The sequence below is a fragment of the Mycobacterium sp. 48b genome (genome assembly GCF_048282725.1).
In the GTDB taxonomy this organism is placed as follows: Bacteria; Actinomycetota; Actinomycetes; order Mycobacteriales; family Mycobacteriaceae; genus Mycobacterium.
The window spans coordinates 4,398,004-4,416,948 of record NZ_JBLVUL010000001.1 but is presented as its reverse complement, the minus strand read 5'-3'; the positions used below and the strand labels follow the sequence as shown (position 1 = coordinate 4,416,948).

Annotated in this window: 22 protein-coding genes and 1 tRNA gene; 13 read left to right on the top strand and 10 right to left on the bottom strand. The window is 65.7% G+C overall.

Annotation, left to right across the window (positions count from 1 at the left end; translation table 11 throughout):
* Window positions 1-40: 40 nt before the first annotated feature.
* Window positions 41-715, bottom strand: a complete 675-nt coding sequence (locus tag ACNQR1_RS21830) for a methyltransferase family protein (protein WP_418047806.1) — start codon at window positions 713-715, stop codon at window positions 41-43.
* A gap of 198 nt (window positions 716-913) precedes the next feature.
* On the opposite strand from ACNQR1_RS21830, the gene ACNQR1_RS21825 reads away from it, so the two are divergent.
* Window positions 914-1,174 (top strand): hypothetical protein, encoded by a 261-nt coding sequence (locus ACNQR1_RS21825; protein ID WP_418047805.1) that lies wholly within the window; start codon window positions 914-916, stop codon window positions 1,172-1,174.
* A 26-nt stretch (window positions 1,175-1,200) separates the two neighbouring features.
* Here the strand turns inward: ACNQR1_RS21825 and ACNQR1_RS21820 are convergent.
* Window positions 1,201-1,277, bottom strand: a tRNA-Leu gene (locus ACNQR1_RS21820).
* An 83-nt stretch (window positions 1,278-1,360) separates the two neighbouring features.
* On the opposite strand from ACNQR1_RS21820, the gene ACNQR1_RS21815 reads away from it, so the two are divergent.
* The 7 genes from ACNQR1_RS21815 to ACNQR1_RS21785 all read left to right on the top strand — a co-directional run bounded on the left by ACNQR1_RS21815 (window position 1,361) and on the right by ACNQR1_RS21785 (window position 7,727).
* Entirely contained in the window at window positions 1,361-1,987 is a 627-nt protein-coding gene (locus ACNQR1_RS21815; RefSeq protein ID WP_418047804.1) for an ANTAR domain-containing response regulator, read from the top strand.
* Between the two features lie 197 nt (window positions 1,988-2,184).
* The gene (locus ACNQR1_RS21810; RefSeq protein WP_418047803.1) at window positions 2,185-3,396 is read left to right on the top strand and encodes a branched-chain amino acid ABC transporter substrate-binding protein; all 1,212 of its coding nucleotides are present in this window, start codon (window positions 2,185-2,187) and stop codon (window positions 3,394-3,396) included.
* Between the two features lie 84 nt (window positions 3,397-3,480).
* The gene (locus ACNQR1_RS21805; protein WP_211154337.1) at window positions 3,481-4,518 is read left to right on the top strand and encodes a branched-chain amino acid ABC transporter permease; all 1,038 of its coding nucleotides are present in this window, start codon (window positions 3,481-3,483) and stop codon (window positions 4,516-4,518) included.
* A complete protein-coding gene (locus tag ACNQR1_RS21800; RefSeq protein WP_418047802.1) occupies window positions 4,515-5,717 on the top strand; it encodes a branched-chain amino acid ABC transporter permease in 1,203 nt (400 codons plus the stop codon). The genes ACNQR1_RS21805 and ACNQR1_RS21800 overlap by 4 nt, the downstream gene beginning before the upstream one ends.
* Window positions 5,714-6,568, top strand: a complete 855-nt coding sequence (locus ACNQR1_RS21795) for an ABC transporter ATP-binding protein (protein WP_418047801.1) — start codon at window positions 5,714-5,716, stop codon at window positions 6,566-6,568. Before ACNQR1_RS21800 ends, ACNQR1_RS21795 begins: the two co-directional genes overlap by 4 nt.
* A complete protein-coding gene (locus ACNQR1_RS21790; RefSeq protein ID WP_418047800.1) occupies window positions 6,552-7,298 on the top strand; it encodes an ABC transporter ATP-binding protein in 747 nt (248 codons plus the stop codon). Before ACNQR1_RS21795 ends, ACNQR1_RS21790 begins: the two co-directional genes overlap by 17 nt.
* Window positions 7,299-7,400: 102 nt before the next feature.
* Window positions 7,401-7,727, top strand: a complete 327-nt coding sequence (locus ACNQR1_RS21785) for a YnfA family protein (RefSeq protein WP_418047799.1) — start codon at window positions 7,401-7,403, stop codon at window positions 7,725-7,727.
* Between the two features lie 3 nt (window positions 7,728-7,730).
* On the opposite strand, the gene ACNQR1_RS21780 is transcribed toward ACNQR1_RS21785, so the two are convergent.
* Window positions 7,731-8,618: an SCO6745 family protein gene (locus ACNQR1_RS21780; RefSeq protein ID WP_418047798.1), complete on the bottom strand. Its 888-nt coding sequence runs from the start codon at window positions 8,616-8,618 to the stop codon at window positions 7,731-7,733.
* 8 nt (window positions 8,619-8,626) lie between these two features.
* Complete coding sequence (locus ACNQR1_RS21775) at window positions 8,627-9,343, bottom strand: FadR/GntR family transcriptional regulator (protein WP_418047797.1); 717 nt, start codon at window positions 9,341-9,343, stop codon at window positions 8,627-8,629.
* Between the two features lie 124 nt (window positions 9,344-9,467).
* Here ACNQR1_RS21775 and ACNQR1_RS21770 point away from each other — a divergent pair, with 124 nt between their 5' ends.
* The gene (locus ACNQR1_RS21770; RefSeq protein ID WP_418047796.1) at window positions 9,468-9,983 is read left to right on the top strand and encodes a gluconokinase; all 516 of its coding nucleotides are present in this window, start codon (window positions 9,468-9,470) and stop codon (window positions 9,981-9,983) included.
* Window positions 9,980-11,434, top strand: coding sequence for a GntP family permease (locus ACNQR1_RS21765; protein ID WP_418047795.1), 1,455 nt, complete (start codon window positions 9,980-9,982; stop codon window positions 11,432-11,434). Before ACNQR1_RS21770 ends, ACNQR1_RS21765 begins: the two co-directional genes overlap by 4 nt.
* Before the next feature lie 60 nt (window positions 11,435-11,494).
* On the opposite strand, the gene ACNQR1_RS21760 is transcribed toward ACNQR1_RS21765, so the two are convergent.
* Genes ACNQR1_RS21760 through ACNQR1_RS21750 form a run of 3 tightly spaced genes read right to left on the bottom strand, consistent with a single transcriptional unit; the run spans window position 11,495 to window position 13,680 of the window.
* Window positions 11,495-12,025, bottom strand: a complete 531-nt coding sequence (locus ACNQR1_RS21760) for an RDD family protein (RefSeq protein ID WP_418047794.1) — start codon at window positions 12,023-12,025, stop codon at window positions 11,495-11,497.
* 9 nt (window positions 12,026-12,034) lie between these two features.
* Entirely contained in the window at window positions 12,035-12,895 is an 861-nt protein-coding gene (locus ACNQR1_RS21755; RefSeq protein ID WP_418047793.1) for a DoxX family protein, read from the bottom strand.
* Between the two features lie 47 nt (window positions 12,896-12,942).
* Window positions 12,943-13,680: a tat pathway signal sequence gene (locus ACNQR1_RS21750; RefSeq protein WP_418047792.1), complete on the bottom strand. Its 738-nt coding sequence runs from the start codon at window positions 13,678-13,680 to the stop codon at window positions 12,943-12,945.
* A gap of 131 nt (window positions 13,681-13,811) precedes the next feature.
* Between ACNQR1_RS21750 and ACNQR1_RS21745 the strand changes: the two genes are divergently transcribed.
* Genes ACNQR1_RS21745 through ACNQR1_RS21735 form a run of 3 tightly spaced genes read left to right on the top strand, consistent with a single transcriptional unit; the run spans window position 13,812 to window position 16,492 of the window.
* Window positions 13,812-14,510 carry an MBL fold metallo-hydrolase gene (locus ACNQR1_RS21745; protein WP_418047791.1) on the top strand — a complete coding sequence of 233 codons (699 nt, stop codon included), beginning with the start codon at window positions 13,812-13,814 and terminating at the stop codon, window positions 14,508-14,510.
* A 44-nt stretch (window positions 14,511-14,554) separates the two neighbouring features.
* Entirely contained in the window at window positions 14,555-15,373 is an 819-nt protein-coding gene (locus ACNQR1_RS21740) for an acyl-CoA thioesterase domain-containing protein (protein WP_418047790.1), read from the top strand.
* 51 nt (window positions 15,374-15,424) lie between these two features.
* Window positions 15,425-16,492: a M42 family metallopeptidase gene (locus ACNQR1_RS21735; protein WP_418047789.1), complete on the top strand. Its 1,068-nt coding sequence runs from the start codon at window positions 15,425-15,427 to the stop codon at window positions 16,490-16,492.
* 32 nt (window positions 16,493-16,524) lie between these two features.
* Here ACNQR1_RS21735 and ACNQR1_RS21730 read toward each other — a convergent pair whose 3' ends face one another.
* From ACNQR1_RS21730 to ACNQR1_RS21720, 3 genes are read right to left on the bottom strand one after another with little or no spacing between them, the layout of a single operon-like run.
* Complete coding sequence (locus tag ACNQR1_RS21730) at window positions 16,525-16,992, bottom strand: GtrA family protein (protein WP_418047788.1); 468 nt, start codon at window positions 16,990-16,992, stop codon at window positions 16,525-16,527.
* Between the two features lie 51 nt (window positions 16,993-17,043).
* Window positions 17,044-17,520, bottom strand: a complete 477-nt coding sequence (locus ACNQR1_RS21725; protein WP_418047787.1) for a hypothetical protein — start codon at window positions 17,518-17,520, stop codon at window positions 17,044-17,046.
* A 40-nt stretch (window positions 17,521-17,560) separates the two neighbouring features.
* On the bottom strand, window positions 17,561-18,919 hold the full coding sequence (locus ACNQR1_RS21720; RefSeq protein WP_418047786.1) for an aromatic ring-hydroxylating oxygenase subunit alpha: 1,359 nt from the start codon (window positions 18,917-18,919) through the stop codon (window positions 17,561-17,563).
* Between the last annotated feature and the right edge of the window lie 26 nt (window positions 18,920-18,945).

Sequence of the window (18,945 nt, the reverse complement as noted above, 5' to 3'; positions counted from 1 at the left end):
ACGACGACCGTGCCGGCCCGCCCGGGCCGGCACGGGGTCGTCACCACATGTAGGGCACCAGGCGATAGCGCGCCTTCTGCGCGTATTCGCGGTAGCCGTCCAACTCTGCGACCAGCAGCTTCTCCTCATCCCGAATCCGGATGACGAGCATCATGAGGCCCGGGATGACGGGCAGGAGACCCCAGTACGAGCCGAGCGCGAGAGGGAAGCCGACGATCGTCAGCACATTGCCGGTGTACATGGGGTGACGCACGAGCCCATACAGGCCGGTGGAGGCGAGCTTCTGTCCCGTCTCCACCTGCACGGTAGAAGCCGCGAAGCTGTTCTGGATGACCACCAGGCTCGTCACACCCAGTCCGAGCGCGACCAGAACATCACCGGCCACGCAGATGGCCGCCGGCACCGATGACCAATCGAAGCGATGGTCCAGGGCACTGACCACCACCATGGCGGCCAGCGACAGGTACCAGCCGGCGATGAGGACCTTCTGCACCGTTCGGGTTTCCGCCGCCGGTCCCGCGTGCTTACGCCGTTGGTGTGCCTCGGGGTTTGTCCGTTGCAAGAAGATGCTGGGAATCCACGTCGACAGGACGAACACCACGAGAAAAGCCCAGGCCTGCCAGAAGTTGAGCGTTCCGGCCAGTGAGAACAGCACCAAGCCGAACACGATGAGTTCAACAAGCCCGAACCCGACTACTCTCGCAACGGCTTTCACGATCCTCCTGTCGTCCGTCGCGGCACAGACCGCCGGCGGGCGCAACCCAGCGCACGGCTCAACCTACCGTCGGTCACCGGTGAGACGGGCGCGATTGACGGACAAGTCAAGGCCGTGAACGCAGGTCGCCCAGAAGCGACAGCGGACCCGAAGCGTTCTGGCAGGGGTACGCCGGGTCTGCGGTGATAGTCCTGACTGATGATGACGAAAGCACGTATTGCGGCAACGGCAGCGGTCCTTACCGCGGGTATCGGTCTTGCGGGTCTGGGTGGCGGTGTTGCACAGGCGGCGCCCACCGTGCCGCTGCCGGATTACCACTGGTGTCCGGGGGAGTTCTGGCACCCCGAATGGGGTTTCAACTGGGGCGGCAACCGCTGCCATGACGATTTCTACTTCGACGGCGAGGCCCGTGACCGCGGGCACTGGCACGGACGCGGTGACTGGCGCCCGGGCTTCTGATCAGCCAGGCGCCGATTGGTGTGTGGTGGTGCCCTCGGTGAGATTCGAACTCACACTGTACGGGTTTTGAATCCGTTTCCTCTGCCAGTTGGGATACGAGGGCGTGCCGATCAGTACTGCGGCCTACCACCATAGAGGATGGCCCCGCGCTCGCCGAACAGCGCCCTCCACGACACAATGTTCCCCATGACCGGGTCACCGAAAGACGCTGACAGCCCCCGCCGCGTGCTCATCGCCGAGGATGAGGCGCTCATCCGCCTAGACCTCGCGGAGATGCTCCGTGAAGAGGGCTACGAGGTCGTCGGGGAGGCCGGCGACGGTCAGGAGGCTGTCGAACTCGCCGAGTCGCTGCGTCCGGACCTGGTGATCATGGACGTCAAGATGCCGCGTCGCGACGGCATCGACGCCGCCTCTGAGATCGCCAGCAAGCGCATCGCCCCGATCGTCATCCTGACCGCGTTCAGCCAGCGGGAACTGGTCGAGCGGGCCCGCGATGCCGGGGCGATGGCCTACCTGGTCAAGCCGTTCAGCATCACCGACCTGGTCCCGGCCATCGAGGTGGCGGTCAGCCGGTTCAGCGAGATCGCCGCCCTGGAAAACGAGGTGGCGACGCTGGGGGATCGTCTGGAGACCCGCAAGCTGGTCGAGCGGGCCAAGGGTTTGCTGCAGAGCAAGCACCAGATGACCGAGCCCGAGGCGTTCAAGTGGATTCAGCGGGCCGCGATGGACCGCCGTACCACCATGAAACGAGTCGCCGAAGTGGTGCTGGAAACTCTCGAGGAATCCGAGGAATCGCCCGCTCAGGAGAACTGATTCGCGGGGCCGGTTGTTAATTGTGGGTTTCCGCCCGGTCGAAATTCCGCGTTCGACCAGGACCCGTGGAAGAACCATTCACTCAACATCCCGCACTCGGGGCAGTCGTTGGCTATGTTCTACCCGAAGCTCCGGCGCCCAGCCCTCCCAAGGTCGGGGCGCCGGTGCCGCTGACAACTCTGACCCGGAGGTGAAGCGTGCGCGGTCGCGTGGCACGGAAAGCATTTGCTCTCGGAAGTGCGGGTGTGGTTGCCCTGGCGATTGCCGGCTGCAACCAGTCCTCGCCGGAAGGTGAGGCATCGCAGACCAATTTGAAGATCGTCGAGAAAGTCCAGATCGACGAGAACGGTGCCGAGGTCAAGGCCGCCGAGGGCGTCAGCCCAGCTGATCCCGCGGGCGACGGCAAGGCCACCTGCCCGCCGGTGATGATCGGCATGATGGGTGCGCTCAACGGTCCGGACGCCGCGCTGGGTATCAACATCAAGAACGGTGTGCAGCTCGCGATCGACAAGCACAACGCCGCCAACTCCGGCTGCCAGGTGCAGCTCAAGAGCTTTGACACCGAAGGCGATCCGCAGAAGGCGACCGGTGTGGCGCCGCAGATCGTCGACGAGGCGTTCATCATCGGCCTGATCGGGCCCGCGTTCTCCGGGGAGACCAAGGCCACCGGCGACGTGTTCAACCAGGCCGGCCTGGTCGCGGCCACCGCATCGGCCACCAACGTCACGTTGAGCGAGAACGGGTGGAAGACCTTCTTCCGCGGCCTGGCCAACGACGGCGTCCAGGGCCCCTCGGTGGCCAACTACCTCAGGAACACCCTCGGCAACAAGAAGGTGTGCGTGGTCGACGACAGCACCGACTATGGGCTCGGTCTGGCCGAGACGGTGCGCGAAACCCTTGGCCCGGTGGCCGATACGTCGTGCAACATCTCGGTGAAGAAGGGCGACAAGGAGTTCTCGGCTGCCGTCACCCAGATCAAGGGAGCCGCTCCGGACTCGGTGTTCTACAGCGGCTACTACTCCGAGGCCGCACCGTTCGTCCAGCAGCTCAAGGACGGCGGCGTGACGGCGACCTTCGTCAGCGCCGACGGCACCAAGGATCCGCAGTTCGTCGACCAGGCCGGTGAATCGTCGAAGGGCGCCCTGCTGTCCTGCCCGTGCGGTCCGGCCACCGGATCGTTCGCCGACGAGTACACCCAGAAGTTCGGCCAGGCACCGGGCACCTACAGCACCGAGGGCTACGACCTGGGCACCATCCTGCTCAAGGGCATCGACTCGGGTGCCATCACCCGGCCGGCACTGCTGGACTACGTCCGCAAGTACGAGGGCCAAGGCGTGGGCCGCAAGTACCAGTGGACGGACAAGGGTGAGCTCACCACCACCCTGATCTGGATGTACGAAGTCAAATAGCCCACCAGACGAAACGCGTCCGAGACCGTCACCAGGACTCGGACGCGTTTCGTTACACACCACGAAGTCAGGAGCCGCCGCCGGATGATCCACCAGTGCGTCGAGCAGTCCGCCTGCCTGGCATCCAACATCAGCTTCAACCTGGATGGCCTGCGAGACGGCTTCTGGCAGTTGACGATCGACGGCCTGTCCTGGGGCGCGATCTACGCGCTGGTGGCGGTGGGCTACACCCTGGTCTTCGGTGTGCTGCGCCTGATCAACTTCGCCCATTCCGAGATCTTCATGCTGGGCATGTTCGGCGCCTACTTCTGTCTGGACGTCATCCTCGGTTTCGCCCCGAGCGGTAACGCCTACAACAAGGGCGTCGCGCTGACAGTGCTGTATCTCGGCATCGCCATGCTGTTCGCGATGCTGGTCTCGGGATCGGCGGCGGTCGGTCTGGAACTGATCGCCTACCGGCCGCTGCGAAAACGCAACGCCCGCGCCCTGACCTTCCTCATCACCGCCATCGGAATGTCGTTCGTGCTGCAGGAGTTCGTGCACTTCGTGTTGCCGAAGCTCCTGAAGGGCTACGGCGGAAGCAACGCTCAACAACCCATCGTCCTGGTCCAGCCCAAGACTCAGTTCACGATCTTCGGCGCCACGGTGTCGAACGTGACACTGGTGATCGTGGGTGCCGCGCTGGTGCTCGCCGTGCTGACCGACATCGCGATCAACCGCACCAAGTTCGGCCGCGGCATCCGGGCCGTGGCGCAGGATCCGACCACCGCGACGCTGATGGGTGTCTCCCGGGAACGCATCATCATGCGGACCTTCCTCATCGGCGGTCTGCTCGCGGGGGCCGCAGCGCTGCTCTACACGTTGAAGGTTCCGCAGGGCATCATCTATTCCGGCGGATTCCTGCTCGGCATCAAGGCATTCTCGGCGGCGGTGCTCGGCGGTATCGGTAATCTGCGCGGCGCTCTGCTGGGCGGTCTGCTGCTGGGCATCATGGAGAACTACGGGCAGGCGGTATTCGGAACGCAGTGGCGTGACGTCGTGGCATTCGTTCTGCTGGTGCTGGTCCTGCTGTTCCGGCCGACCGGCATACTCGGTGAGAGCCTCGGGAAGGCGCGGGTATGAGCGAGCATCACGGTTCAGAGTCCGCCGGGTCGGTGACCAGGACGCTGCTGGCCCCCGGCGACGCGATTCGCGACTCGTGGTCCAGCCTGCCGCGGGTGGCCAAATGGCTTGTCGGCGTGGTGGGTTTCGGGCTGCTGGCCCTGCTGCCGTTGTTCACCCCCAGCTTCCTCAACACCACCGGCATCAGCTTCGGCGGCACCATGGCCCAATTCGCGATGGTCGCCATCATCGCGATCGGGCTCAACGTCGTCGTCGGGCAGGCCGGTCTCCTCGACCTCGGTTACGTGGGCTTCTACGCGGTCGGCGCCTACACGGTCGCGCTGCTGACCAGCCCCGACAGCCCGTGGAACAAGGTGGGGCCCGACGGGTTCTTCAGCAAGGACTGGGCCTGGCTGTCGTGTGTGCCGCTGGCGATGGCGGTCACCGCGCTGGCCGGGCTGATCCTGGGAACGCCCACCCTGCGGTTGCGTGGGGACTATCTGGCCATCGTCACCCTCGGATTCGGCGAGATCATCCGGCTGCTCGCCGACAACCTGTCCGACATCACCAACGGTTCGCGTGGACTCAACCAGGTCGCGTACCCACGGCTGGGGGAGAGCGAGAAGCTGCCCAATGGGGTGTTCTCCAGCGGCAACTCGGCCGGTGAGGCGAACTACGGCACCTGGTGGTTCTGGCTGGGCCTGATCCTGATGGTCGGCATCCTCCTGCTGGTGGGTAACCTGGAGCGCAGCCGGGTCGGGCGCGCCTGGGTGGCGGTCCGCGAGGACGAGGACGCCGCAGAGGTGATGGGCGTCAACACCTTCCGGTTCAAGCTGTGGGCGTTCGTGATCGGCGCCGCGATCGGCGGCCTCTCCGGTGCGCTCTATGCCGGCCAGGTTCAGTACGTGGCACCGCCGACGTTCAACATCATCAATTCGATGCTGTTCCTGTGCGCGGTGGTGCTCGGCGGACAGGGCAACAAGCTCGGCGTCATCTTCGGCGCCTTCATCGTGGTGTACCTGCCCAACCGGCTCCTGGGAGTCGAGTTCCTCGGGATCAACCTCGGCGACCTCAAGTACCTCTTCTTCGGTCTGGCTCTGGTGGTACTGATGATCTTCCGGCCGCAGGGCCTCTTCCCGGTACGTCAGCAGCTGCTGACCTACGGACGATCGGCTCGACAGTTGTTGCGCGGCAACACGGACAAGGAGCCGGTGGGATGAGTGAACCCATGCCCGGCGTGACCGAGAGCGTCGAGGAACTGGCCGGCGTACACCGCGAGATCCAGGCCGCCGAGGGTGAGATCCTGCTGGAGACACAGGATCTCACCGTCAAGTTCGGTGGCCTCGTCGCCCTCGACTCGGTCAGCTTCAACATCCGCCGTGGCGAGATCCTCGGCCTGATCGGGCCCAACGGTGCGGGCAAGACCACCTGCTTCAACGCGATCACCGGCGTGTACCGGCCGAGCTCGGGATCGGTGATCTTCGACGGCGCCCCGCTGGGCCGGATCAAGCGGCACCAGATCACCCGCCGCGGCATCGCGCGTACCTTCCAGAACATCCGGCTCTTCGGCGAGATGACCGCGCTGGAGAACGTCATGGTCGGCACCGACGCGCGGCACAAGACTTCGGTTCCGGGCGCCCTGGTGCGTTCCCCGCGGCACCGTCGCGAGGAACGGTCGGCGATCGAACGAGCCGCGGCCCTGCTGCACTTTGTCGGGATCGCCCACCGCGGTGAGGAGAAGGCCAAGAACCTGCCCTACGGTGACCAGCGTCGCCTCGAGATCGCCCGCGCCCTGGCCACCGAGCCCAAGCTGTTGTGTCTGGACGAACCGGCCGCCGGGTTCAATCCCGCCGAGAAGGCGTCCTTGATCGAGCTGATCCGCAAGATCCGCGACGACGGCTACACCGTGCTGTTGATCGAACACGACATGCGTCTGGTGATGGGCGTGACCGACCGCATCGTGGTGCTGGAATTCGGCCGCAAGATCGCCGACGGATTGCCATCCGAAATCCGCGAGGACCCGAAGGTCATCGCCGCCTACCTGGGGGTGCCCGATGACGAGCTCGGCTGAGACCGGTCGCCCGGTGCTGCTCGAGGTGCGTGACGTGGTCGTGCACTACGGCCGGATCAAGGCGTTGCACGGGGTTTCGCTGGTGGTGCACGAGGGGGAGTTGGTCACCCTGCTGGGCTCCAACGGGGCAGGCAAGACCACGATGATGCGTGCGATCTCCGGCCTGCGGCCGCTCTCCTCGGGCTCGGTGTGGTTCGAGGGTCGCGACATCACCCGGGTGAAAGCACACCAGCGCGTCATCGACGGGCTCATCCAGGCTCCCGAGGGCCGGGGCGTGTTCCCCGGCATGACGGTGCTGGAAAATCTCGAGATGGGTTGTTACGGGCGCAAATTCGCCTCCCGCGCCGAGCACGACGAGCGGTTGGACTGGGTGTTCACGACGTTCCCGCGGCTGGCTGAGCGGCGCTCCCAGGTCGGCGGCACCCTCTCCGGTGGGGAACAGCAGATGCTGGCCATCGGCCGCGCGCTGATGGCCCGGCCCAGGGTGCTGCTGCTCGACGAGCCGTCCATGGGTCTGGCACCGATGGTGATCTCGCAGATCTTCAAGATCATCTCCGAGATCAACGCGCAGGGCACCACGGTGTTGCTGGTCGAGCAGAATGCCCAACAGGCGCTGAGCCGGTCAGACCGCGCCTACATCCTGGAAACCGGCAATGTCACCCGCACCGGTGACGCGCGGGAACTGTTGGCCGACGACAGCATTCGCGCCGCCTACCTCGGCGTCGCGTAACCTGCCCAGCATCCCCCCTTGCACCGCGAGCGTGCGTGTCTGCCGGCGACACGCCGTGCAGAAACCGACATTTGCGCACACTCGCGGCACGCTGAGGTGGTGATGGTAGGCAAATCGATCGCGTTGTTCGTCCTGGCCGCCGTGCTGGAGATCGGCGGGGCCTGGCTGGTGTGGCAGGGCGTGCGCGAGCACCGCGGCTGGATATGGATGGGCGCCGGGGTGATCGCACTGGGCGCCTACGGCTTCGTCGCGGCATTCCAGCCAGACGCCCATTTCGGCCGGGTCCTGGCAGCCTACGGCGGGGTGTTCATCGTCGGATCGTTGTTGTGGGGCATGGTGGCCGACGGCTTCCGGCCCGACCGCTGGGATGTCGCCGGTGCACTCGTGGCGCTGGCCGGCGTCGGGCTGATCATGTACGCCCCACGTTGACGGTCAGCCCAGTTGGGCGCTGTCGTCGTCGAGATCGTCGCGGTTCAGACCCATCGGCGTCGCGGCAGGCACGTCACCGGCGGCCACCACCTGTCGGGTGATCGGCGTCAGAACCCGGAACAGGGTGGTGATCTCGTCGTCGGTCAACGCGTCCAGCGCACCCAGGGCCAGGGCATCGGTCCGGTCCTCGATCGCCTGCTTGACGTCGCGCCCGGAATCGGTGAGGTCGCCCCGGTCGTCCAGCCAGCCTCGCGAACGCAACTGCTCGACATATCCCGCCCACTGCTCATCGTCGTAGTCGCGGCTGCGCATGATCATCTCGCGCGGAACCCGGCCTGCGGCGGCATGCAGCACGTTGCTCTGCCTGCCGCTGATCCCTTCGGCGACCAGGACCGCGATATGGGCATCGCCGCGTTGCTCGCGCAGCAGGGTGACCGCATGCCAGAGCTTCGCGATCGGGTCCTCCGGCCACGGCAGAGCCCGGTTGGCAGCGTAGAGTGGGCGGCCATCCAGGGGTGCGGTACGGGCGGCCTTGGCGGTCAGCTCTGCCGCCAGTCGGGTCGGCTCGGAGTCGGTCACGCCGGACCGACGCAGTGCCGCGACGGCCGAGTCGCACCGGACCTGCAAAAGGGTTGCCGGACTTGCGGTGTCCCAGACTGTGGGCAGCGCCTTGGCGACTCGCTCGGCGGTGAAGTTGTAGAACATCGCGGTGACGACATCGGCCGGCACGATGCCCAGCGGCGCCGAGCGGGCGGCGAAGTAGCCCATCCAGAAACCTCGGTAACCCAGGGCGTCGAGAGCCGCGCGCGACTCCGGACCGAAGTAGGTGACCGCGTGAACCGGCTCCAGCCGGTCGAAGAAACGACGTGCCAATGCCGGAGAACGACCCATACGGCTAGTTAAGCACCGGGACCGTCACCGTCGATCACCGCGGTGGCGGCCTCGTCGATGATGGCGCGCATCGCCCGTTCGGCGCCGTCCTCGTCGCGCAGCCGGATCGCCCGGGCCACCTCGTCGTGCAACTCGATGGCCGCGGGGTTGGGGGAGTCCGGCATCAGACCGTGTTGGGTGCGCCCGGCCAGGACCTCTGCCACGACGTCGTTGAGAGCACGGAACATCTCGTTGCCGCTGGCGTCCAGCAGGGTCTGGTGGAAAACCTTGTCCGCCAACAAGTAAGCGTCGAGGTTTCCGGACCGGCCGTGCACCACCATGTCCGAAACCGCGGCGGCCATGATCCGGCACTGATCCGGGTTCGCCCGCCGGGCGGCGAGTGCCGCGGCTGCCGGTTCGAAACCTCGCCGCAGTTCCGACAGTGACGCGAGCAGGGCGGCTCGGTCACCCGCCTGAAGGCGCCAGCGAATCAGCCTGGGGTCGAACACATTCCATTTACGTGAGGGCTGAACGGTGATCCCGACCCGGCGCCGGGACTCCACCATGCCCATCGATTCCAGCACCCGGATCACCTCACGCGCGACGCTGCGGGACACGTCGTGCTCGGCGCTGAGCCGGTCCAGGGTCAGCACCTGCTCAGCGGCCAGCTCGCCGGACACGATCCCGGTGCCGAGCGCGGTCAGCAGGCTGGCATGCAGCGCGCCGACGTTTGAGGGCGAGGACACGATTACATCGTGTCATATCCGGCGTTCATGAGATTAAAAACATATGTAATCGAGACACACTTGCAAACGTATGATTTTTAAGTCATGCTGTGTGACGGCAGACACATCTTGTGGAGGCGGATGTATGGGTTCACCAGTCGTGGTCATGGGCGTATCAGGGTCGGGAAAGTCGACCGTCGGCGCCGCACTGGCGCAGCGTATGCGGGTGCCGTTCGCCGATGCCGATGACTTTCACCCGGCCGCCAACATCGCCAAGATGTCTGCGGGTCATGCCCTCGACGACGACGATCGCTATCCCTGGCTGGAAGCGATCGGTGAGTGGCTCGCCAAACACCACGGCGGCGGCGTGATGAGCTGCTCGGCGCTCAAACACAAGTACCGCGACCAATTACGCCGGCACTGCGCCGATGTGGTGTTCCTGTACCTGAGCGGATCAGCCGAGGTGATCCGCCGCCGCCAGGCCAGCCGGCCCGGGCATTTCATGCCGGCCGCCCTGCTGGACTCCCAATTCGCGACGCTGGAGCCGCTCGGCCCCGACGAGGCAGGCATCGCCATCGACGTGGACCAGAGCATCGATGCCATCGTCGATGAATATGTTGCCCAATCCGACACTGTGACAAAAGAACAGGAGAACCGATGACCTCGGCGCTCACCCATCTCGCGGCGGGGACGGAACTGGTCGAGCCGGTGGCGGGCGGTGCGCAGTTGGTGCTGGCGGCACTGGCCGGCATCGCCCTGATCGTCCTGCTCATCACGATCGTCAAGCTGCATCCGTTCCTGGCTCTCATCTTCGGCGCGCTGACGGTGGGGATGGCAGCGGGTGAGAACGTCAGCGACGTACTGTCTTCGTTCTCCACCGGCTTCGGGTCCACCGCTGCCAGCGTCGGGATATTGATCGCTCTCGGTGCGATGTTCGCCAAGCTGTTGGCCGACTCCGGGGGAGCGGACGAGATCGTGGACACCATCGTCGGGCACGCATCACCGCGAGCGCTGCCGTGGGCAATGGCGTTGGTGGGCGCGATCATCGGTCTGCCGATGTTCTTCGAGATCGGTCTGGTGTTGTTGATGCCGGTGATCTACCTGGTGGCCCGTCGTTCTCAACTGTCCCTGATCACGGTCGGCATCCCTGCGCTGGCAGGCCTGTCGGCCATGCACGGATTCGTACCACCCCATCCGGGGCCGGTTGCCGCGATCTCATTGCTGAACGCCGACCTCGGTGTCACGCTCGCGCTGGGTGTGCTGGTGGCAATCCCGACGATCGTGGTGGCGGGTCCGTTGTTCGGCAAATTGGCCGGACGCTGGGTCGTCCTCGAGGTCCCGGACCGGTTCGACGCCACGGAATCCGGGGGCACAGACTCCGACGCCGGTGCCACGTCCGGCGCGACCACAACGTCCGGCACGACCACGACCGCCACAAAGGCGCGACCGACCTTCGGCATCACCATGTTCAGCGTCCTGCTGCCGGTGGCACTGATGATGGGCAAGGCGCTGGTCGACATCTTCGTCGACGACAAGTCGCACCTGCTGCGTCAGGTGTTCGACATCCTCGGCCAGCCCTTGATGGCATTGCTGATCGCGGTGGTGGTGGGCATGTTCACCCTCGGAGGGGGCGCCAAGATGAGTCGCGACCAGATCGTGAAGTGCATCGAATCGTCACTACCGCCGGTGGCCGGCATCATCCTGATCGTCGCGGCCGGTGGAGGATTCAAGCAGGTTCTGGTCGATACCGGGATCGGCACCCTGCTCGCCGAGTGGGCCAAGGGCGCCAATCTGTCCGTGGTCCTGCTGGCCTGGGTGCTGGCGGTCCTGATCCGGTTGGCCACGGGGTCGGCCACGGTGGCAACCATCACCGCGTCGTCACTCATGCTCGGACTGGTCGAGGGGATGAGTACCGGGCAGGTGTCCCTGGTGGTGCTCGCCGTCGGCGCCGGCTCGTTGTTCTTCTCGCATGTGAACGACGCCGGATTCTGGCTCGTGAAGGAGTATTTCGGGATGACCGTCGGACAGACCATCAAATCGTGGTCGCTGATGGAGACGGCGCTGTCGGTGTCAGGCCTGGTTTTCGTCTTGTTGCTCGGGCTCGTCATCTGAGCCGGTAGAGCCCGCCCTCGCGTGAGGTGCCCATCGAACGGGCACCTCACGCAACGGGTTTCAGCCTCGGACCACCTGCGTGCCGCCGGCGAGCTCGTCGTGCTTGCCCTGCTTGGTGGGGCTGGAGCTGATGGTCACCGCGATCACGATCATCGCGATGATGCCCAGGAATCCACCCACGAACGGGATGATGGGCAGCAGGGTGAACGCGTTTCGAATGGCCGACTCTTTGGCCGTCGGCTTGGGTGTGTTGCCCGCGCCGTGCACAGCCAACCCGAGCAGCTTCTTGCCGGGTGTCGCGCCCGTCGCCACCTCGAGACCGAGGAAGTAGACGAACATCAGCAATCCGCTGAACAGGCCGGTGACCCAGTAGTTCGACAGAGAATCGGTGATGAACGACAGGAAGAACGCCACGATCCCGACGATGATGCCGTCGATCACGCGGGCGAAGAATCGTCGGCCCAAACCACCCGGCGCCTGCGTGCCGTAGGGCGGGGGATAGCCACCGGGCACCTGCCCGCCATAGGGCGGGGGATAGCCGCCCGGTTGTCCGTATTGCCCGAATTCCGGTTGATAGTCACCCGTGCTCATGCCATAACGCTACCGATCACGGCGCTGGTCGAGTTGGGTTCGTGCGAGATCGGCGAGAGCGGCGGAGCGTTCGCGGGCGGCCTCGGCCAATTCGGGGGCGCGTTCGCGGGCAACGAGGGCGAGCTCGCCGGCCCGCGCACGTGCGGCGTCAGCCACCTCGGGTCCGTGCTCACGCGCGAGATGGGCCAACTCGCTGGCCCGCGCACGTGCGGCGTCAGCCACCTCGGGTCCGTGCTCACGTGCCAGATTGGCCAACTCGGTGGCCAATTCGGTCGCCCGTTCCACGGCTGCATCGGCGATCTCGCGGCCGCGTTCGGCACCGGCTGCCAGCCCGTGGCCGATCTTCTCGGCGATCGCACTGTCGGCGAGGCTGTCACCACCGGCCGCCACACCGGGAACGGCGGCGGCGACACTGGCCGAGACCTGTCGGGCGGCACGACGTCCGCGCCAGGCCAGTGACGGCTTGCCCGCGGTGTCGGCCGCCGCGATGATCAGGCCGCCCAGCAGGCTCACGTCGGTCAGCAATTCACGGCGCTGCCGCGCGGCGTGCTGCGGGTCGGAATCCTTCAGGAAGGCCTGCGAACCAAGACTTCCCGGGATCATCGTGACGGCGAGGGCGGCCGCGGTCAGCCGGGGTGCCCGCCCGGCCGCCAACAGCAGCCCACCCGCCACCTGGACCACGGCGTTGACCCGCGCGACTGTATCGGCATTGTTGGGAACTCCGGCCCCCACCGGGCCGGGTAGGGCGCTCAGCGCGCCGAGGGTTCTGCGTGTGCTCTCAGTGGAGGTACCCGGGTCACGCAAGGTGTCGACGCCTCGGGCGATGAAGGTCGCAGACAGCATGGGGCGGGCGATTCGTCTGATCAACATGGGCTAGGAGTTCCCCCAGCCCGCCAGGGCAAACCTGTACGGTCAGGTCAACGACCGGCCAGGAGCACTTCGCTGAGATGGGTGGCGGTCTGGACGCCGTCGTCGTAGCCGCCCTGGTCGCCAAGGGCATTCATGATGGCCAGCGTGTACCGCTGCTGCGGTCCCGCGAAGCCGACGCTGTTGATCACCCAGCCGCCCTGTTCGAGTGACCAGCCGTCCTTGTTGCCGGGATTCATCGCTGCGCCCGCACCCCAGACGCCCCACTGCTGGTTGGTGTCCACGTGCTGCAGTGCCTCCACGATGCCCGCCGTCTCGGCCGGTGTGAGGCTGGACAGCGTGTAGTTCATCAACCGGTCCAGGTCCTCCGGCGTGGCCTTCTGGAAGCCCCAGTACGGGAAGGTCTTGCTGAATCCGCGTTGTGGCTGAAGCGAGGTCAGCCCGTACGCCGGGAAATCGGCATTGAAGGCCTGGTGGTCGGCACCGCTGTACCTGGTCCACAGGGTGTCGGCGGCGTCGTCGTCGGACGAGTGCAGCATGGCTGCCATCAGGGCCCGGTCCGCATCGGTCAGCGTCACGGTGCCGGCCCGTTGCCTGGTCAGCAGGTCGACCACCATGCCCAGCTTGATCGTGGACGCCGTCCAGACGAGCTCGCCCGCGTGCGCGTTCCGGTGCACGGCGCCGGTGGTGCGGTCGCGCAGCACGTACCCGACCGTGCCAGGGCGGGCCGCCAGATACGCGTCGGCGGCGGCGATGCGCTCGGCGACATCGCAGTCCGTTCCCGTCATGCAGGCAGCCCGAGCCGGCGGGATCGTGATGGCGCACGCCATCGCAAGGAGTGCGCAAACAGAGAACAGGTGGCGGTGCACAGGAGTAGCTTCGCAGGCGTGCGTCCCGTTGCCGGCATCGACGGTGGGTGATGAACTACGACTGGGAACAGTTGGGCGAGGGCGTGTGGCGCACCCGCCTGCCGTTTCTCGACGTGACAGTAGGACTCGTCAGCGGCAGCACACACACCCTGTTGGTCGATTCCGGAACCACGTTGGCCGAGGCCCGCGGCATCGAGGCCGATGTTGGCGCGCTGACGGCGCGACGGGTCGGGCATGTCGTTCTGACACACAACCATTTTGACCACGTCCTCGGTTGCGCCTGGTTCAAGGATGCCGAAATCCATTGCGCACCAGAGGTTGCCGAGGCCATGGCCTCGGGCCGGGGACACCTGCGCGAGGATGCGATCGGCTACGGGGCCGACGCCGACGAAGTCGACCAGGCCATCGCGGCGCTGCCGGTGTCCGTGCACCGGGTGTCCGGCGGCGATATCGATCTCGGCGGTCGGGCGGTGAGCATCCAACGTCCCGGCCGCGGCCACACCGACCACGACCTGATCGTCACGGTGCCGGGCAGGCACGCGGTGGTGTTCTGCGGTGATCTCGTCGAGCAGTCCGGTGACCCGGTCATCGACGCCGACTCCGACCTCGCGGCCTGGCCGGGCACCCTGGAGGCGGTGCTGGCCGCGGGAGGGGAGGACGGTGTGTTCGTCCCCGGCCACGGCGCCGTTGTCGACGCGCATTTCATCCGGCTTCAGCAGCGTTGGCTCAGCGCCTGGTCCACTTCGTGATCCCCGCCGACGAATTTAGTTAGCCCATATGCGACGATTCGCCGATGACCGAGGTTGACGCCCATTTTGTGCAGTCCGAGCAGGACAGGTTCCAGCCGACCCGCTTTGCGCAGAGCCACTGGGGTGAGGATCACCTCAACGGCCCGGCATTGGTCGGTCTGGCTGCGCGGGCTCTGGAGTCGGCCTTCGGGCTGCCCGAATTTCTGCCGGCCCGGCTGACGGTCGACCTGTTCAAGGCTGCGCGCGGGGTGCCGACCACGACGAAGGTGGCGTTGGTCCGCGACGGTCGGCGGGTCCGCAACTCCGAGTGTGAACTGGTCCAGGACGGTGTCACCGTGGCACGCGCGACGCTGGTGCAATACCGGCTGAGCGCACCCCCGCGCGGTGAGGAGTGGACCGCGCCCGTCCGGTTCGAACCGCCGACCGCACTCGACGGGGACCGGACTACGTACATGGGCAGCGACAAGGGCGGTTGGAGCCGTGCCATTGCCGAGCACCAGAACGCGTCCCGCAAGCGTTTCATGAACCGCACCATCACCGTGGTGCAGGGACAACCCAACTCACCGTTCGTGCGCGCGGCGATGGCCGCCGAGGGCACCAGCCTGGTGACCAACCTGGGCACCGCCGGCGTCGGCTACATCAACGGTGACCTGACGGTTGCCCTGTCGCGGTTGCCTCGCGACGAGTGGATCGGTGTCCAGGCCGATTCGCATTGGGCCGCCGATGGTGTCGCCGTGGGCGCGTCGACGCTGTTCGACAGCGCCGGGGCGTTCGGCACCGGCCTCGTCACGGCGATCAGCAATCCGACGGCTCAGATCGATTTCGCCCACGACCCGTTTCCGGATCGCACCGCGCCGAGGTGACCGTCTGACCGCTGAGGTTTCCTGCCGGGCACCCGCGGCAATTCAGCAGACATGGCCGAACGGGATGACGGGTTCGAAGGTGCGCTGTTGCAGGAACTCCTGTGGGCATACGGTCCCTGCGGCCAGGAGGACGAGGTTCGCGAGATCTGCCGACGGGAACTCGAACCGCTCGTCGACGAACTGTCGATCGACGCGGCCGGCAACCTCGTCGGCCTCATTCGTGGGGCGAAGCTGGCTTCGACGATCCGGGTACTGGCGCACCTGGATGAACTGTCCATGCTCGTCAAACGGATCGAGCCGGACGGCACGCTGCGCCTGACCCCACTGGGCACGATGTACCCGGCCAATTTCGGTCTGGGCCCGGTCGCGATTCTGGGTGATGACGAAACCCTTTGCGGTGTCCTCGCATTGGGTTCAGAGCACACCACCCAGGAGACCACGCACGTCTGGCAGACCAAGCCCGACCAGGGTGACCGAGCGCTGGACTGGACCGACGTCTACGTCTTCACCGGCTCGGAGCCCGAGCAGTTGGCGAAGGCGGGGATCGGACCCGGTACCCGAGTATGCGTCGACCGCAGTAAACGTGAACTCATCGACGTGGGCGACTATGTCGGCTGCTACTTCATGGATGATCGCGCCGCGGTGCTGGCCTTGATACAGCTGGCTCGACGGTTGCGTGACGCCGATCAGCGCCCGGCCGGCGACCTGTACCTGGTGTTCACGACGAACGAGGAGATCGGTGGGGTGGGAGCCGCTTACGCCTGCCGCACCCTGCCCGGAGATCTCACCCTGGCGGTGGAGGTGGGTCCGACGGAGGCCGAGTACGACACCACGGTGACCGGTGGTCCGATCGTGGCCTACGGCGACGCGGAGTGCGTGTACGACAAGGGCGTCGCCGACCGCCTCTGCCAGATCGCCCGAGATCTCGGACACTCACCGCAGGCCGCGGTGCTCGGCGCCTTCGAGTCTGACGCTTCACATACGAAAGCCTCCGGGCTGTCTCCCCAGGCCGGGTTGCTGTGTCTGCCGACGTTGAGCACCCACGGATACGAAGTGATCTCGCGTCGCGCCATCGCTGCGGTGACCGACGTCCTGGCGGAGTTCGTCGTCCGTATCTGATCGGCGGGATTCCATCTCGTATTTCGCCGCCGTCAGCGCCGAAACACGACCCACCGCATGGCGCTGTACATGAAGAGCGCCTCGCAGCCGCCGGCGACGATCCGGGCCAGGTGGTACTCCACGCCCAAGGCGGCCAGCCCGCTGGACACCCCGAGGATGAACGCCAGATAGTTGAGCACGACGGCCACCACGTACACCGTGAGCTGAGGACCGACGGCCGCGTGCGAGCGGAAGTTCAGTGTCCGATTCAGGTAGTAGGCCAGTCCGAAGGCACCGGCGTACCCGACGGTCACCGCGAGCGGTAGGGCTATCCGGAGCCCGCCGTGGAGGGCGGTCAGGATCGCCAGATCCACGCCGAAGGTGAAGGTGTTGATCACCACGAAGCCGAGAAAGGTCGGGGCCACAAGAGAATCGAGCGGCGCCGGCAGGCGCCGAACCACCACAAGACAGATCTGATGAAACCGATCGGCCGTGGACACCCGGCCGGGTTTGCTCCGCACCTGGCCACCGTGCCATCGGAAGGTGTCAGGTCAGTGAGCACCGAGCGAACTTCACTCGATGCTCAATCTGAGAATCTCGACTCCTTCGTAACTGGTCAGCATCTCGGTGTTGGGCAACGCCATCTGCAGGTAGACATCGATGTGACGGATCTTGTCGTCGGCGGTGAACTCGTACACCGAGATCGAGTTGACCACCGATTCGAAATCGCCCATCTTCGTGCGTTCCTCGAGCTCGAGGAACACCACGCCGTCGACCTCGCTGACCCGTTTGAACAAACCGTCCCACTCCGAGGCAGTAGCCCAGTTGGTCAGGAAGTCCGTGTACTGGCCCCAGTCCATCACTTCTTTGAAGTTGCCGACCCGTTCGAATTCGTCGACGGCGACCAGGTCCGCCAACGGTGCCCAGCCGTCGACCCCGAAGCCGGGTTGTTTGGCGGCGTCCACGAGTTGTTTGGTGGTGACCGCGTACTGCACCGCAGCGCGGCTCCGACCGGTGTGGTCGCCGACGACCTCACTGACTTGCTTCAACGAAAGGTCCTCTTCTGTTGTGGTTTCGGATGGGCATCGATCAGGACTGGGCACCTGCCGATTCCAGATACTTGTCGACGACCGAATGGAAGTGCGCGATGACGACTTCTTCCTTGACCAATGCCATGTGCTTCAGCGCGGTGTTGCGCAACCCGATCTGCTGGCGTGGCATCTGCTCGTAATCCTGTTGCAGCGCTTCGAAATATTTGAAGCTGCCGGCCTCGTCGACGACGACGGGGTCGGCCGTGAACGCGGCTTTGGCCTCGTCCGGCAACCACATGTAGCTGGCGACGTGCCAGATGCACCGGTTGGGGTCTCCGTCGGGATGGGGCAGCGACATGATGATGTGTGCCTCGCCGGCGCGGATGGTCATGAAGAAGTTCGGGAACCACACCCAGCCGTGGTTGTCGCTCATCTGAGCGTCGGTCAGACCACTGACGTCAAGTCCCATGGCGGTCAAGGTGTCTCGCGTCGCCCTCTGTAGCAGGGTGCGGGCGGTGACCCCGTCGGGAAAATTCAGTGACCCGTCGTCGCCACGGTATTCGGCGACGAGTTCCTGGAAGCGGGGGATCACCGCGACGGTGGAGGGGAAAGTCTCGGGCAGGTCCATGATTCCGTCGACCTGATGCTCCGGGGTGGCGCCGACGACGTCGAACGGTGCCATCGAAACACTGTGCTGGTCGAAGAACCGGTACCGGCTGGTGGCGGGATCGATGTTGATCACCCGCAAGAGCTGGGGGTGGATGCCGTCGATGTGGTAACCCTCCTGGAAGGCATCGAGGACGACCTTCCAGTTGCAGTCGATGGCCTCGGTCACGTCCATCACCGTGACCATCTCGTCGAGGTGGTACGGCTCCAGCATGGCCACCACCTCCTGACCGATGAACTCCGTCAACGGCGCCGCGTCCGGATCCGGATTGAGGAAGATGAATCCGGCAAAGGTGTCCGCCGCGACCTCGATCAACCCATGGGTGTCCTTGTCGATCGGGCCGGCCAGCGCCTCCCGCAACATGCCCTTGAGGCGGCCGTCGAGGTCGTACGACCACAGGTGGTACTGGCACAGGAAGCCGCGCTTGGCGTTCCCGCGGGCTTCGCGGCAGAGCACGTTGCCCCGATGGCGGCAGGCATTGACGAATGCGCGGATCCTGTCGTCCTTACCGCGCACGATGATGTAGGACTGATCGAAGATCTGATACTGCTTCCAGTCGCCCGCCTTGGTCAACTCATCGACCCTGCCGACCACCTGCCAGACCTTCTTCCAGATCGAATCGCGCTCCTGCGCAACAAATTCCGGTGCAATATAGCGACTGGTCGGAATCTCCATCCGGTATGCGTCCGGAGCGATGTCGTCCAGGCGGGTGGCGTTCTCGACCCAATCTCCGGGGCGTGCTGTCTGCACGGGCGGACCTCCTCAATCGATGTGCG

Excerpts from the sequence above, each read along its gene's own strand:
- ACNQR1_RS21740 (WP_418047790.1), top strand. The coding sequence starts at position 14,555 with ATGACCGAGGTTGACGCCCATTTTGTGCAGTCCGAGCAGGACAGGTTC.
- ACNQR1_RS21815 (WP_418047804.1), top strand. The coding sequence starts at position 1,361 with ATGACCGGGTCACCGAAAGACGCTGACAGCCCCCGCCGCGTGCTCATC.
- ACNQR1_RS21800 (WP_418047802.1), top strand. The coding sequence starts at position 4,515 with ATGAGCGAGCATCACGGTTCAGAGTCCGCCGGGTCGGTGACCAGGACG.
- ACNQR1_RS21795 (WP_418047801.1), top strand. The coding sequence starts at position 5,714 with ATGAGTGAACCCATGCCCGGCGTGACCGAGAGCGTCGAGGAACTGGCC.
- ACNQR1_RS21825 (WP_418047805.1), top strand. The coding sequence starts at position 914 with ATGATGACGAAAGCACGTATTGCGGCAACGGCAGCGGTCCTTACCGCG.
- ACNQR1_RS21780 (WP_418047798.1), bottom strand. The coding sequence starts at position 8,618 with ATGGGTCGTTCTCCGGCATTGGCACGTCGTTTCTTCGACCGGCTGGAG.
- ACNQR1_RS21805 (WP_211154337.1), top strand. The coding sequence starts at position 3,481 with ATGATCCACCAGTGCGTCGAGCAGTCCGCCTGCCTGGCATCCAACATC.
- ACNQR1_RS21790 (WP_418047800.1), top strand. The coding sequence starts at position 6,552 with ATGACGAGCTCGGCTGAGACCGGTCGCCCGGTGCTGCTCGAGGTGCGT.
- ACNQR1_RS21750 (WP_418047792.1), bottom strand. The coding sequence starts at position 13,680 with ATGACGGGAACGGACTGCGATGTCGCCGAGCGCATCGCCGCCGCCGAC.
- ACNQR1_RS21735 (WP_418047789.1), top strand. The coding sequence starts at position 15,425 with ATGGCCGAACGGGATGACGGGTTCGAAGGTGCGCTGTTGCAGGAACTC.
- ACNQR1_RS21765 (WP_418047795.1), top strand. The coding sequence starts at position 9,980 with ATGACCTCGGCGCTCACCCATCTCGCGGCGGGGACGGAACTGGTCGAG.
- ACNQR1_RS21745 (WP_418047791.1), top strand. The coding sequence starts at position 13,812 with ATGAACTACGACTGGGAACAGTTGGGCGAGGGCGTGTGGCGCACCCGC.
- ACNQR1_RS21785 (WP_418047799.1), top strand. The coding sequence starts at position 7,401 with ATGGTAGGCAAATCGATCGCGTTGTTCGTCCTGGCCGCCGTGCTGGAG.
- ACNQR1_RS21755 (WP_418047793.1), bottom strand. The coding sequence starts at position 12,895 with ATGTTGATCAGACGAATCGCCCGCCCCATGCTGTCTGCGACCTTCATC.
- ACNQR1_RS21770 (WP_418047796.1), top strand. The coding sequence starts at position 9,468 with ATGGGTTCACCAGTCGTGGTCATGGGCGTATCAGGGTCGGGAAAGTCG.
- ACNQR1_RS21760 (WP_418047794.1), bottom strand. The coding sequence starts at position 12,025 with ATGAGCACGGGTGACTATCAACCGGAATTCGGGCAATACGGACAACCG.